This window comes from Burkholderia sp. AU30280, from assembly GCF_020420125.1.
In the GTDB taxonomy this organism is placed as follows: Bacteria; Pseudomonadota; Gammaproteobacteria; order Burkholderiales; family Burkholderiaceae; genus Burkholderia.
The window spans coordinates 94,457-108,765 of record NZ_JAIZRY010000009.1; the positions used below are offsets into that span (position 1 = coordinate 94,457).

12 protein-coding genes are annotated in these 14,309 nt (G+C 61.4%); 5 read left to right on the forward strand and 7 right to left on the reverse strand.

Going from position 1 to position 14,309, the window contains the following annotated elements; genetic code table 11:
* Positions 1–67 precede the first annotated feature (67 nt).
* From LGN17_RS21400 to LGN17_RS21430, 7 genes are all read right to left on the reverse strand, one after another.
* Positions 68–1,672, reverse strand: a complete 1,605-nt coding sequence (locus LGN17_RS21400; RefSeq protein WP_226198559.1) for a hypothetical protein — start codon at positions 1,670–1,672, stop codon at positions 68–70.
* A 172-nt stretch (positions 1,673–1,844) separates the two neighbouring features.
* On the reverse strand, positions 1,845–2,294 hold the full coding sequence (locus tag LGN17_RS21405; RefSeq protein ID WP_226198560.1) for a hypothetical protein: 450 nt from the start codon (positions 2,292–2,294) through the stop codon (positions 1,845–1,847).
* A gap of 190 nt (positions 2,295–2,484) precedes the next feature.
* A complete protein-coding gene (locus tag LGN17_RS21410; protein ID WP_226198561.1) occupies positions 2,485–3,156 on the reverse strand; it encodes a hypothetical protein in 672 nt (223 codons plus the stop codon).
* Positions 3,157–3,631: 475 nt separating this feature from the next.
* Positions 3,632–4,879, reverse strand: a complete 1,248-nt coding sequence (locus LGN17_RS21415; RefSeq protein WP_226198562.1) for a hypothetical protein — start codon at positions 4,877–4,879, stop codon at positions 3,632–3,634.
* 509 nt (positions 4,880–5,388) lie between these two features.
* Positions 5,389–5,844, reverse strand: a complete 456-nt coding sequence (locus LGN17_RS21420) for a hypothetical protein (RefSeq protein ID WP_226198563.1) — start codon at positions 5,842–5,844, stop codon at positions 5,389–5,391.
* Positions 5,845–6,048: 204 nt separating this feature from the next.
* Positions 6,049–7,374, reverse strand: a complete 1,326-nt coding sequence (locus tag LGN17_RS21425) for a transcriptional regulator domain-containing protein (protein ID WP_226198564.1) — start codon at positions 7,372–7,374, stop codon at positions 6,049–6,051.
* Positions 7,361–8,524, reverse strand: coding sequence for a tyrosine-type recombinase/integrase (locus LGN17_RS21430; RefSeq protein WP_226198565.1), 1,164 nt, complete (start codon positions 8,522–8,524; stop codon positions 7,361–7,363). The genes LGN17_RS21425 and LGN17_RS21430 overlap by 14 nt, the downstream gene beginning before the upstream one ends.
* 186 nt (positions 8,525–8,710) lie before the next feature.
* Here LGN17_RS21430 and LGN17_RS21435 point away from each other — a divergent pair, with 186 nt between their 5' ends.
* From LGN17_RS21435 to glmS, 5 genes are all read left to right on the forward strand, one after another.
* Positions 8,711–9,454 (forward strand): SDR family oxidoreductase, encoded by a 744-nt coding sequence (locus LGN17_RS21435; protein WP_226198566.1) that lies wholly within the window; start codon positions 8,711–8,713, stop codon positions 9,452–9,454.
* A gap of 78 nt (positions 9,455–9,532) precedes the next feature.
* Entirely contained in the window at positions 9,533–9,937 is a 405-nt protein-coding gene (locus tag LGN17_RS21440; RefSeq protein ID WP_043186999.1) for a dihydroneopterin aldolase, read from the forward strand.
* Positions 9,934–10,929: a tRNA 2-thiocytidine(32) synthetase TtcA gene (gene ttcA, locus LGN17_RS21445; protein ID WP_226198567.1), complete on the forward strand. Its 996-nt coding sequence runs from the start codon at positions 9,934–9,936 to the stop codon at positions 10,927–10,929. Before LGN17_RS21440 ends, ttcA begins: the two co-directional genes overlap by 4 nt.
* Before the next feature lie 135 nt (positions 10,930–11,064).
* Complete coding sequence (glmU, locus tag LGN17_RS21450) at positions 11,065–12,426, forward strand: bifunctional UDP-N-acetylglucosamine diphosphorylase/glucosamine-1-phosphate N-acetyltransferase GlmU (protein WP_226198568.1); 1,362 nt, start codon at positions 11,065–11,067, stop codon at positions 12,424–12,426.
* A 50-nt stretch (positions 12,427–12,476) separates the two neighbouring features.
* The gene (glmS, locus tag LGN17_RS21455) at positions 12,477–14,294 is read left to right on the forward strand and encodes a glutamine--fructose-6-phosphate transaminase (isomerizing) (RefSeq protein WP_226198569.1); all 1,818 of its coding nucleotides are present in this window, start codon (positions 12,477–12,479) and stop codon (positions 14,292–14,294) included.
* The last annotated feature ends 15 nt before the right edge of the window (positions 14,295–14,309 follow it).

Consider the following 14,309-nt stretch of genomic DNA (forward strand, 5'->3'; position numbering starts at 1 on the left):
GACCCTCGTCGGCAGTTCAATGTTCTTCGAAGCCGGCATTACGGCTATGCTGGCGTAACCAGAAGCGTTAGCGAACGATGACGGTCGACGGAAACATCCCCGGAAGCACGTCGTCTCCGTAGTCGGGGATGAAACTCATCGAACTCTCTATGAAATCGGGTGCGCCGTGTTCGAGCGGTCGGGGATAGAGCCTGATGATTCGCCCGAGAGGCACGCGTATGTTCGCCGGATGGCTGCACCCTTTCAACCACTCTGTGAAGTTGAACGTCCGCATGTCGGCGATCGTGCTGCGCGCTCCCTCTTGATACGCGATAAAGGGAATTCCAAATTCCCCTGGCGGGATCTGTTCGATAGCTTCGTTTAGCGTCGACATCGGTCCCCATGACCGCTTCTTAATCGCTTGTTCGCTGCTATTAACCCACAGAAGTCCAACGGGCTCCTCGGCAATATTGACGATAGACTCTGCGTGGTTTCCAACGCGGCAGACAAGACCGTCCCATTCGGCGAGATCAGAATTCCATGCGAAAAGTGCGTTGAGCAACACCGGCGAATACATTCGCGTGGGGCCGCCAATATCGACGAGACGAGCTGATTCTTCATAGGCTGCCGATCCCCATCGTTTGGTGACTGCCTCGTCGCTATAGGGTGCGAAGCGCAATTGCAATAAGGTGGTGACGATTTCATCGATCGGGGCGTTCTTCGACTCGATCGATAGGTGTAGCGAGAACGTTCCCCACATCCCAGCCTTTCTCGCCCCTATCTCTAACTTGCTGAAGAGTTCCCGCATGACGCGCTCTTCGGTGATCTCATATTCCGTGAGAACCCGCTTGCGTTTGCATTCAATGACAAGAGGGTAAGGATCATGACACCGTAAATCAGGTGTCTTCCCTCCTAGCGGCTCCAAAAATTCTACTGACCGGCCCGCTACCGCACACCCAGTGGCGACCAGCAGTTCAAACATTGTCGAATCTACGTCCTTGGATGGCCCCCGCCAGAGCGAACGGAGGCGCTTCGTAGCCCCGGGAATTTGCGACAACAAATCAAGTCGATCAGCTAGTCTAGCAATCTGAGGTATCAGGCTTGCACCGGCAAACATATCGTAGCCGGGGTCGTTTTCCAGCAGAGCACGGCACACGCCGATGCATTGTGCAAAACGATGTATGGGCGGATATTCACTTTCCGGAACAACCCCTTTGACGATAGAGAGCAGGCCGTCAGTTCTCTCGCGCCAAGGCGCACCCGACTGCGCAGCAGGGTATTCCTCCAATGTTGACGCTGGCATCAACCTAAGCAGGCTCTCGTACGATCGCGCAAGTAGGTCATCCACTTGCCCGTCTGATGCCACCTGATCAACGGTCAATTCCTCACGCCGATACCGGGGAGAAGCGTCTCCGGTCTTCCCTGCGCTGTCGATAATTTGGATTTCGTCGTCAGTTAGCTCAAGCAGAGCCGCCATTCGGCCCACGATATCGTGAAGTCGCCCATGAGCCAGTGCAGCCTGTTGTTCGATTTGCTCTAAATCCCGACGGGTCTCGTCCGAAGGGTTTCGGGCGAAGTTACGCCTTGCTTCGGCGATGCGTGGCACGATGGAAGATAGTTCCCCCTTCGCGATATCTGCGGCTGCGGTCAGAGCTTGGAATGCATCTCTATCACGATCATTCAGCGATTTCATTGTTCGTCTCAGTTTTCGCCAAGGCATTGCTTCAAAATGTCATCGACTTGCCGAATGCGGTCGAATGACCTTTCGAGGCCGGTCACCGCTTTGTGCAAACAGCATACTGTCGGCTTTGGTGGCTGGCAGAACGCGACTCACAACGGCTAGGCAGTCGCGTAGCTCTTAGTTGTTACAGAGCCTTTGCCCTCTTCCTATATTCGTGTTTCAGAACGAAGTCTTCGCCGTGAACAAGCACTGCAACTCCCGGCACCTTTTGAAAGACGCCCGTGATTCGAAGAATGGGCACGCCTTCGATCTCCAGCAAGTTACCAGAATCCTTGCTTGAAGCCACGATGTTGGGGATAGCAACCGAATTCCCCGAAGTCCCCTTCACCTCAAAGTCCATCTGATCTTCGACGTTGATGTAAGGGTCACGAATAGCCAAGTCCGCACCAGGCGCTTGCGGGACGAAGGTACAACCAGGATACAGGTCTTCGAGGAAAAGCCTTGCGATATACGCCGCACGGTCTCCTGTTGTGTGGTTGCTGGCTTTGGCTCCTGACGACGGGTACTTCTCGTTCAAGTAGGCAAACTGTTCGTCGGTCAGGAAAATCGGTTCAGGCACAATGCGTCGCCCCATATGTCACCTCATAGTTCTTAGCGTTGATAGGTATAGTCTGTGGCTACGCGCACGTAACTATTGGAGGCGCTGTCATTTATGACTAGAAGCTCCGGCGATGACTGAGCGCGATCCCGGACACGGAGCCCAATACACGCTGAGGCCGCTCACACCCTTGTTCCCCCCCTTCTTCGATGCAAGACATTCGCTGTTAGGCAAACGTCTTCTTGATGAGGATTCCGCCGTCTTCGAATACTTTCAGTGAGCGCGGTTCGTCATCGAGGATTTCACGAACAAAGGTCTCCGCGCACGATACGGCGATCGTAGCTCCCGTCAACAGCATTGCGTACGTCAGTGCCGTAGTGGAGGACGACCCTACTTCATACCCGCTGATGTTTCGCAAATTCATTAGACCTAGATCTCCGTGAGCAAGCGAGTCGAGCACATGTGCGTTTTCGGTATCTATACCGAGACGGCTCTGTTCCCCTTTCTTCGCCGCATGAATGCGTTTTAACAACGGCTTCAGGGTTAGGGCCAGGCGCTCGACGCTCCCCCCGCGTTTCGGAGCTACAAACCTGTCGATTTCATGTGGAGTTGCGACGCACGCCAACCAGAACCCGCGAGCGTAATTTTCGACGACGCTTCTGGCCAACACATGGATCGCAGATCTGCTACCAATTGCTGCAAGCGCACACATACTATCGTGCAGATCGAGAGCGAGAGCAAGCGAAGAGCCGGCGAGGCGTTTCCGAAGATTGGGCTTTGGTACCTCGATGCCGTGAATAAACGATCGTGCCCATACGGCAATCTCCGGTGCTCTTGCCGCCGCATTGCGATATTTGATCTCATCAGCTTCATGCTGCTGCTTAATGTTGACGGGCATCGCTAGGTCGAAACGTTTTTTGGATATTACGAGTGAGACGCTCAGTTTTCACACTTGGGAAGTACGGCGAGCGAGACGCCAACAAATTGGACAAAAACAAATGGTGGGGGCGCGCTTGGGTGTGATTGTCGGCGATCTGGCCGCCTCTGTCGAATGTCTCAAATTGGCCTGCTATCTCAGGTTGATTCGAGCGTAGCCGTTGCATTTCAGTGACGACATACGAAATGCCTAGGGCGAGCGCATCAAATGTGTTCCCAAGCAACGCGTGGCAGATGAATTTCCGCCCGGTTCACCGGCGCGTCCAGTTCGTGTCTTTCTAGGTAGCATTTGCCAAGCCAAGGTTCGACCGCCACAACGTCGGGGTGGATGCACACGGGCCCTCGTCGGATGCGGCTTGAGGCCACTGGTCTCGCTCCAACGAAGCGTTTCGCACTAGCCGCGGTCGACTCTTGGTTCCTCGTGGCTTTCATTCACGCTAATCCGCGCGGGGGGCGACGTGCACACTGCCAATTCCGCGGGGGGTGATGGCTCGTACCTTCTGTTTCAGCAGCGGAAGCACACGCGCTACGCTCTTCGGTGAATAAACGTGATCCGCCAGATGAGGCGGCGGGGTGTACCGGTTTGCAAATTGCAGGAGTTCGGCGAGGCGATGCGAGTACGCCGTACTCTGCGCGGCCCATGGTATCGAGATGTCCACGCGGCACTTCCCATAGACGCGAGCCTTGACGTCGGCAAAGAACCGGTTCCGGGCATCGCCGTCCGTGTAGCTAAGCACTCGTGGATGCCGGCGCGGATTATTGCCTTCGAGGTGCCAGCGCAGTATTTTCTGGTCTTCAACATATAGCTTCGCGATATCGGTCTCCTTCGGGCGTCGCTGGCGCAGCCCTTCATCGAGACGAAGCTTCTTGCGAATCATCGTCATCCCGATTTCGTAGGGGTCAGACTTGCCTGGTCGCGTTACCCATGAATCGACGCGATCAAGGTTCTTTTCCCGCAGCCAGCCCCCTTTGAAACGCTGTTCCACGCGCAGACATTTTTCAGCTACAGGGCGGATCAGTTGCTCGATTTCGGGCGATGGGAATCGGACGAATGCATCGGAATTTTCCCCGTCCTTTACATATGCCGAAGCCTCTCCGTCACGGTCCTCAACGTACGTGTTGACGTTTCCGGCTCCAATCCAGCGGACGGGTTTTTTGCTGGCGCGGGGGCGGGCGAGGTAACGCTGGTTCAACATGCCGTCCGCGTGCATGGCGAATTCCCAGCGTGCCTCCTGTGCTTCTTCGAGGCTACGCAGCATGAATAGATAGGTGAGGGTGACGGATTTGATGCTCGCGGTGGCAAGTCGCAAGGAGAATGCGCCATGACGGCGGCCCCCTTGCGAGAGCAGCCAGTGCTGGAGCAGCAACAGGGCAAGTTCTGCGGCCCTCGGAACGCCGTTAACGAGCAGCAGATTATTACCGACAGTGCAGGCGGGAACGTTGATGTCAACGAGGTAACCCGCGATGCGAAGCTCGGAGTCTGCCCCTGGCATGCCGACTGGTTTGACAGCGAAACCAGCTCCCGTGAGGACGGACTTCGGATACATCCAGTCGTACTTGGTCTTCCTGTCTTTGACGCCATCCTGATTGAACGGCAGCAGGCCATTTAGGCGAAGACTGGCGTGCTCATACTCGTGATCCGTGAGGGGATCGAGCGGAAAGTAGATTAATAGTGAATCTGCCATGATTAAGCTTCGTTATTTCCCAGTTCCATGATTTGTTTGCCGCCCTCCGCCAGCCCCCGAGTAGCATCGGCATACGATCCGGGATCGGGCGAGAACACGCGGAGCTTTAAAGGTCTGATCCGGGCGCTGACTAGCAACGACCATGTAGAGGCCTGATTACGACTGAGCTACGATTGGCGGTGAAGCGTATGAGTTATATAAGTGCATTTTTCGGTGCGTTTGCCTATTTCTGCATTCGGCGTGAAGCCGCTTTTGCTTAGGGGCTACCGGTTCGTAAGCCTGCTCGGGGGCCGTGCTCGACATTCAATCTGTGCGACGTAACCTGCAGACTTATGTGCGGCCTTGGCGACCGAAAAAAACGTGATTTGTCGTTTCTAAGGCGCTGCGACTGCTGCTGATCTGCGTGCGAAATTGACTCCACACTGCTGCTGCCGTCACGAGCGACCGGTGAGCCACTGGAGTTGATCGACCATGCATGGCACCCCGGTCGGGGCGACAGTGTTATCGGATCAGCCTTGCGCAGATCCCTTCCCTTGCAACCAACGTTCGAATTGCTCCGCGTCGATCAGTACGCGCCGCGCGCCTTGCGGGCGAACGATGCAAGCCAGAAAGCCATTAGATTTCAGCCCGTCTTTGGGGTACTTCGCATACTGCTCGGCCTGAAAGACAAGATGACGCAACGCGCCCTCCGTGTACGGATAGCGTTTGGCGGTTTCCGTGATCGTGAGCCAGCGGCGGTCTTCGAGCGGGATCGGCGCAGTCTCCGCCTTAGGCGTGCTGTGGCGGCGCTGGCGCGGTTTCTCGAGGGGCGTGGTCCCTGCCGCTGACACTGCCGCGGGGACCGTCGTAGGAGCCAGGGCCGCGCGATTGTGCGCTGGCGTGTCGGCTTTGGCCTGTTCGCCCTTTGTTTCGGGGGCGAGCGGGCTCGGACGGCGTTGGCCGGGATGCAACATCTGTCCGGTCATCACGTCCCACGCCGGGCCAGTCCAGTACCTCGCGGCTTCTCGCGTAGCCGTCCGGTGAAAGTCGCCTTTTACGGTGAGGACTGCGCCGGGGGTAGGCGGCGTGTTCGTCTCGGTCCTTTGCATACTGATACTCCGTGCCCATGAAAAGCCAGAAATTTGGCCTCGCAAGGAGTATCGCGGCTTATCAACGGTGCTCCTACCGTGCTAGAGAGGCGATTTTGATGGTGCGGATGAAGGGGAAATACAGCCCTTGGCTGGCTTGCGTGCTGCGCATTTTTGTGTTTGTTTCGGCGTGTCTGGCTTCTGGGTGTAGATCAGCCAGCGATAATCTCCGCCAACAAAGCGCTGGGCACGGTCGATATAGCCGGTGATTCGATCGATCCGCTTGGCAAGCCACTCGTCCAACGATTCCGGGAGTTCGTCCCGTTGCTCGTTGTTTGCAGGGTAAGAGCGTTCCTTGATGACGTGCTCGATTTCGGCAGGTATGAGATCGCGCCCAGCGATTTGCCGGAGTTCTGCAATGACGGCATACGCTTTCAGACTATGCCCGTCGGTAAGCACAACGTCGTCGGTCTTCCTTGGCGCAGACAATTCATGACGGAAACGCTCCCAGGGCGAATTGATCGCAACGCCATCGGCTACCAGTTTTTCATGCTTCTTGGTCAACTGTTCCCGGATGACGCCGATGTTTTCTTTGAGCGGTACCCGAAAATCGAGTTTTACGACGCTCCAGGTCGAGCCAGCATTGCACGGCTTCGCACCTGGGGCTAGGGGCGGTACCATTCGGCGCAAAGACGGAAAGGCAAGAGCGTGCCTCTCGTTGAGCGCTTCAACGGTCGCCTGTGTCCTACGCCCCCGGAAGGGAGGTGGTGCGGTGCAGACCGAGTTGACCATCCGTTTGCGGATATAGCCGACGAATTTTTCGATTTCAAGCAGTTGCCCGGTAGGCGGTATGCTGGAATCGACCAAAAAAAAGAGATGCGGACGCTGGTATCGTAGCGGGTCACCGGTTATGTTTTCGACGTTGTGTTTTTCCGGACGGCCGAACACCCCGCTGGTGACGACATAGAACGCCATTTCGGTGTGCGCGGGATCGATGCGTAGAGCACTAAGGTGCGGGGGGATGTGCGAGGGAACTAAGCTCACATGCGTGGATGTGATGTCTATCGGGCTGAGCGGGGAAAACCAGGATTCGCCCCGATCAAGCTCCGGCAACCGGATCTGATTCGGGTCAAGCCATGTACTCAACCCGAAGCTAGCTCGGCAAATGTCCTCGTCGGCGAGAATACTTCGGCAAGCGTGTTGCATGACGATGCGCCCTGGTTGGCGTGTTTCGCTGTCTGTCGCATGTTGTTGTTTTTCCTGGGCTGTCCTGTATGCCGTCCGGTAATCGTCGTTTAGACGCAGAAACTGCCATGCCCAGTCTTCGGGGCGGAGCCGAGTTTCCTTCCCGAGCAGATCGAACGGCACATCGCCACGTGCGATCGTCAGGCTCAACGGTTCTTTTAGCAGGCGCTCATCGAGGTTCATCTTTCTTTTGATCGTTGGCGTTATCTAGCGGTGTGACCAGGCTGCCCGAACCACCGAGACGGGCAGTATTAACGCGCGTCAGTACGCTCGCAATGTGATCCTTGCCGAAGTGGGCGTAGCGTTTCACCATATTGAGCGTCTTGTGTCCAAGAATCTCGGCGATCTCTGGCGCTGTCGCGCCTCCCATCGCGAGATAACTTGCGGTCGTGTGTCGGAGGTCGTGAAACCGAAAATCTTCGATGCCAGCCCGCCGAAGCGCCGCATACCACGCCGGACGTATATTTATCGGTAGGTCGGGCTCTCGGTCGCTCGGAAAGAGTAGCGCGCCCGGATCAACGCTTCCCGTGCCGATTCTTGCGAATCTGCCATTCAGATGCTTGATTTCCTGCAGCGCCACGCCGGTCAGGGGCACGCTGCGTCGCTCACCATTCTTGGTGCGGTTCAGCAGGACAAGGCCGTAGTCGCCGTCTTTCTCGGGCAACGTTATGTCACGCCAGCGCAGGTGCATGATTTCGCCGTACCGCATGCCGGTCGAGATCGCGGTGACGACAACGACGTATAGATAGCGGTTGGTGGAAACTGCCGCAGCAGCGAGCAGCCGGTCGCGCTCGTCGTCGCTCAGATGGCGTACGCGTTCGTTGTTGACGCGTGGCTTGGCCACCCTGGTCATCGGCGAGGTTTCGAGCCACGCCCATTCCTTCACAGCCACGCTCAGCACGTGCGAAAATGTTGCGAGAGCGCGGACGACAGTGGCGGCAGCGCGCGGCCTGCCGCTGGGAGTGGGCGTGCTGGCCAGTTCGTCGCGGCAGGAGCCGATCAACGCAGGTGTCAGCTCGGCAAGGCTGTAGACGCCGAGGCGGGATGACCACCAGTCGAGAACCCGGCCTTGATCTGCCTCACGTTGCGGCTTGCGGGTCAACAGGACCTCGTTGCGATACCTGTCGATCATCTCATGCACGGTATGGCGCTCGGCCTCGATGCGCTGCATGTAGCGTCCCGCGCGCAAATCGGTCTCCACTTGCGCGGCCCACTGTTTGGCGAGGGTCTTGCTATCGAAAGTTCGGGTCTGCGGCGGGAAGCCTCGTAGCCGGATCTGCACGTGGTACGACTTGTTCCCCTGGGCATCCTTGCGTTCACGGATCGTTGCCATATTGTTCTTACCCCGCCACTGTCAGGTTAGGAGCCGTGTGGCGAGCGGAATCGATTATCGCTGGTTGTCGTGGCTCTTTATACCAGTTGTGCCACGCGTGTGCCAAACGGCGAAAATCGCGCTCGGAGATTCGGTTAAAATGCTGATTTTTATGGATTTTGCTGTGCGTAGTGGACTGCATTGTAAATGACCGCTTCAGCCGATACGTCGACCCAGCGCGTGGCGCTCGTCACAGGTGCCTTGGGCAGCGCGGCCGACGCCGCGTCGATCGGTCGCGCGCTCGCGACGGGATTCGCCCGGCGCGGCTGGGACGTCGCGCTGCAGCGCAGCCACGGCACGCCGCATGCGGCCGCCGACGCACTCGTCGCCGAAGTCGCGGCGCTCGGCCGCCGCGCGGTCGTGCTCGACGCCGATCTGGCCCTGGAAGCCGACGCCGCCGGACTCGTCGCCGCGTGCGGCGCGGCGCTCGGCCGGCCCGCGTGCGCGGTGTTCGTGAGCGCCAGCGCAGGCGCCGACGATGCCCACACGGTGGACGGCGCGTCGCTCGCCGGCGCACTCGCGCGCAACGTGACGGCCCCGCTCGCGCTGGCCCGCGCGCTCGCCGATGCGACGCCCGACGCCGCGCGCGAGCACGAAGCGCTGCGCGCCTGCGCGATCCACGTGCTGGATCAGGCACTGTTTCACCCTGCGCCGGCGCAGATGTCGCACGCGCTGATGCAGGCCGCGCTGAACCGCGCGACGGCGGCGCTGGCGCTGGCGCTCGCGCCGAAGGTGCGGGTCGCGGCGCTCGTGCGCGGCCACGCGCCGCACGCGGACGACATCGCGGCGGCCGCCTGCTATCTCGCGAGCGCACCGGGCGTCACCGGCGCGACGCTGACCGTCGACGGCGGCGAGCACCTCGTGCCGCCCGCCGCCGGCCCGAATGAATGAACTGCGCGGATCGCGCGGCCTGACTGCCGCCACCCGCGCCGCTTTGCGTGTGCGCACGCCAATTTGACTGGGACGACCATGTTTTCCGCTCTCCTGCACCCCCGCCTCGCGGACTGCCGCAGGCTCTACCTGCGCGACTACGAAGTGCACATCAACATCGGTGCCTTCGAACACGAGAAGCGCGGCGAGCAGCGCGTCGTCATCAATGTCGACCTGTTCGTGCCGCTCGCGCTGTCCACCCCCGTCGACGACCGGCTGCATGAAATCGTCGACTACGATCTGATGAAGCAGAGCGTCACGCAATGCCTGGCGCGCGGCCACATCCACCTGCAGGAAACGCTGTGCGACGCGATCGCCGCGCGCCTGCTGGCGCACGATGCCGTGCGCGCGGTACGCGTCTGTACCGAGAAACCGGACGCTTATCCGGACTGCGACGCCGTCGGCGTCGAAGTCTTTCGCATCAAGGACGAGGAGCGCGCATGAACGCCCCCCACATGAATGACACGGCGGCCGATGCCGCCACCCTCGACGCGACCGCCGCCCCGGCCGCCCGCCCGGTGCTGACGCGCCGCGAACAGAAGGACGCGTACGAGAACAACAAGCTGTTCAAGCGGATCGTGCGTCAGGTCGGCCAGGCGATCGGCGACTTCAACATGATCGAGCAAGGCGACAAGGTGATGGTCTGCCTGTCGGGCGGCAAGGACAGCTACGCGATGCTCGACGTGCTGCTGCGCCTGCGCGAGCGTGCGCCGATCGACTTCGACATCGTCGCGGTGAACCTCGACCAGAAGCAGCCGGGCTTCCCCGAGCACGTGCTGCCGGAATACCTGAAGCAGGTCGGCGTGCCGTTCCACATCGAGAACCAGGACACCTACAGCATCGTCAAGCGGCTCGTGCCCGAGGGCAAGACGACCTGCTCGCTGTGCTCGCGGCTGCGCCGCGGGATCCTGTACCGCGTGGCCGGCGAGCTCGGCGCGACCAAGATCGCGCTCGGCCACCACCGCGACGACATCGTGCAGACGCTGCTGCTGAACATGTTCTACGGCGGCAAGCTGAAGGGAATGCCACCGAAGCTGCAGTCGGACGACGGCAGGAACATCGTGATCCGCCCGCTCGCCTACGTGAAGGAAACCGATCTGGAGAAATACGCGGAACTGCGCGAATTCCCGATCATCCCGTGCAACCTGTGCGGCAGCCAGCCGAACCTGAAGCGCGCGGAAATGAAGGCGCTGATCCGCGAATGGGACAAACGCTTCCCGGGCCGCGTCGACAACATGTTCAACGCGCTCGCGAAGGTCGTGCCGTCGCACCTGATGGACACGACGCTGTACCCGTTCCAGTCGCTGCGCGCGACCGGCGTTGCCGATCCGCAGGGCGACATCGCGTTCGACGAGGAACCGTGCGCGTCGGGCGACGACAGCGCCGCACCGGATGGCGCCCGGCCGATCTCGATCGTCCAGTTCGACGACCTGTAAGCAGGGCCCGAACACCTGCCGGAACGGGGCCGCAACGCCTCTTTCCGGCGCTGTCGCCCCGCCGCGACAGGCCCGGAACGGCGGGGGCCGCATGCTAAAATGGACGGCTTCGAACTCCTCTGACAAGCTGGCGCCATGAATATCGTGATTTTGGCGGCAGGCACCGGCAAGCGCATGCGTTCCGCGCTGCCGAAAGTGCTTCATCCCCTGGCCGGCAGGCCGCTCCTCTCCCACGTCATCGACACCGCGCGCACGCTGCAGCCGTCCCGGCTCGTCGTCGTCGTCGGTCATGGCGGCGAGCAGGTCCAGGCCGCCGTCGCCGCACCCGACGTCCAGTTCGCGGTGCAGGCCGAGCAGCTCGGCACCGGCCACGCGGTGCGCCAGGCGCTGCCGCTCCTCGATCCCGCGCAACCGACGCTCGTGCTGTACGGCGACGTGCCGCTCACCCGCGCATCGACGCTGCAACGCCTCGTCGACGCCGCGCGCGAAGGCCGCTACGGGATCCTGACGGTCACGCTCGACGATCCGACCGGCTACGGCCGCATCGTGCGCGACGCGGCCGGCTTCGTCACGCGCATCGTCGAACAGAAGGACGCGTCGCCCGAACAGCTGAAGATCGCCGAGATCAACACCGGCATCATCGTCACGCCCACGGCCCAGCTGTCGATGTGGCTCGGCGCGCTGAAGAACGAGAACGCACAGGGCGAGTACTACCTGACCGACGTCGTCGAACTCGCGATCGAGGCCGGTTTCGAGGTCGTCACCGCGCAGCCCGACGAGGAATGGGAAACGCTCGGCGTGAACAGCAAGGCGCAGCTCGCCGAGCTCGAACGCATCCACCAGCGCAATATCGCCGACGCGCTGCTCGTCGACGGCGTCACGCTCGCCGATCCGGCGCGCGTCGACGTGCGCGGCACGCTGCGCTGCGGCCGCGACGTGTCGATCGACGTGAACTGCGTGTTCGAAGGCAACGTGACGCTCGCCGACAACGTGACGATCGGCGCGAACTGCGTGATCCGCAACGCGTCGGTCGGCCCCGGCACGCGCATCGACGCATTCACGCACATCGAGGGCGCCGAGCTCGGCGCGCACACCGTGATCGGCCCGTACGCGCGGCTGCGCCCCGGCACGCAACTCGCGGACGAAGCGCACGTCGGCAACTTCGTCGAGGTGAAGAACGCGGTGATCGGCCACGGCTCGAAGGCAAACCACCTCACGTACATCGGCGACGCCGACATCGGCGCGCGCGTGAACATCGGCGCGGGCACGATCACCTGCAACTACGACGGCGCGAACAAGTTCCGCACCGTGATCGAGGACGACGTGTTCGTCGGCTCCGATACGCAGCTCGTCGCGCCCGTGCGGGTCGGCCGCGGCGTGACGATCGCCGCCGGCACGACGATCTGGAAGGACGTGGCCGACGGCCTGCTCGCGTTGAACGAGAAGACCCAGACCGCGAAGAGCGGCTATGTCCGCCCGGTCAAGAAGAAAACTTAACATCACGCGGGTGCCATGAGGCGCCCGCTTCCATATAGAAGGTAGATTTCATGTGCGGCATTGTCGGCGCAGTTGCGCAGCGTAATATCGTTCCGGTGCTGATCGAAGGATTGCGGCGCCTCGAATACCGTGGCTACGATTCGTGCGGCGTCGCCGTGCTCGAGCCGGGCGCACCGAAGCGCGCGCGCAGCGTCGCGCGCGTCGCCGATCTCGACGCGCAGGTGCGCGAATCGCACCTCGAAGGCACCACCGGCGTCGCGCATACGCGCTGGGCGACGCACGGCGCGCCCGTCACGCACAACGCGCACCCGATCTTCTCGTCGAACGCGCTGGCGCTCGTCCACAACGGCATCATCGAGAACTTCGAATCGCTGCGCGAAGCGCTGCGCGCGAAGGGCTACGAATTCGTGTCGCAGACCGACACCGAAGTGATCGCCCACCTCGTGCACAGCCTGTATCGCGGCAACCTGTTCGACGCGGTGCGCGAAGCGGTGGGGCAGCTGCACGGCGCGTATGCGATCGCCGTGATCCACAAGGACCAGCCGCACACCGTCGTCGGCGCGCGCCAGGGTTCGCCGCTCGTGGTCGGCCACGGCGACGGCGAGAACTTCCTCGCGTCCGACGCGCTCGCGCTCGCGGGCAGCACCGACCGCTTCACGTTCCTCGAGGAAGGCGACGTGTGCGAGCTGTCGCTCGGCGGCGTGAAGATCGTCGACCGGAACGGCGCGCTCGCGCAGCGCGAGATCCGCGTGGTGAGCGCCTACGGCGGCGCGGTCGAACTCGGGCCGTATCGCCACTTCATGCAGAAGGAAATCTTCGAGCAGCCGCGCGCGATCAGCGACACCGTGCCGCAAACCGAAGCCTTCGACGCAACGCTGTTCGGCGACGCCGCGCCCGCCGCCTTCGCGGAAATCGACAGCCTGCTGATCCTCGCGTGCGGCACGAGCTACTACTCGGGCCTGACCGCGAAATACTGGCTCGAATCGATCGCGAAGATCCCGACGCAGGTCGAGATCGCGAGCGAATACCGCTACCGCGAATCGGTGCCGAACCCGCGGCAGCTCGTGCTGGTGATCTCGCAGTCGGGCGAGACGGCCGACACGCTCGCCGCGCTCAAGCACGCGCAGTCGCTCGGCCATACGCATACGCTCGCGGTCTGCAACGTCGCGACGAGCGCGATGGTGCGCCTCACCGAAATGCAGTTCCTGACGCACGCGGGCACCGAGATCGGCGTCGCGTCGACGAAGGCGTTCACGACGCAACTCGTCGCGCTGTTCGTACTCGCGGCCACGCTCGGCAAGCTGCGCGGGCACGTCGATGCCGCTCAGGAAGCCGAATTCCTGAAGCAGTTGCGCCACCTGCCGGCCGCGCTGAACAGCGTGCTCGCGCTGGAGCCGCAGATCATCGCGTGGTCGGAGGAATTCGCACGCAAGGAAAACGCGCTGTTCCTCGGCCGCGGGCTGCACTACCCGATCGCGCTCGAAGGCGCGCTGAAGCTGAAGGAAATCTCGTACATCCACGCCGAGGCCTATCCGGCCGGCGAACTGAAGCACGGGCCGCTCGCGCTCGTCACGGAAGCGATGCCGGTCGTCACGGTCGCGCCGAACGACACGCTGCTCGAGAAGCTGAAGTCGAACATGCAGGAAGTGCGTGCGCGCGGCGGCGAACTGTACGTGTTCGCCGATGCGGACACGCAGATCGTCAACGACGACGGCCTGCACGTGATCCGGATGCCGGAACACTACGGGCAGCTGTCGCCGATCCTGCACGTCGTGCCGCTGCAATTGCTCGCGTATCACACCGCGTGTGCGCGCGGCACCGACGTCGACAAGCCGCGGAATCTCGCGAAATCGGTGACGGTGGAGTAACGCGGGACGACCGGG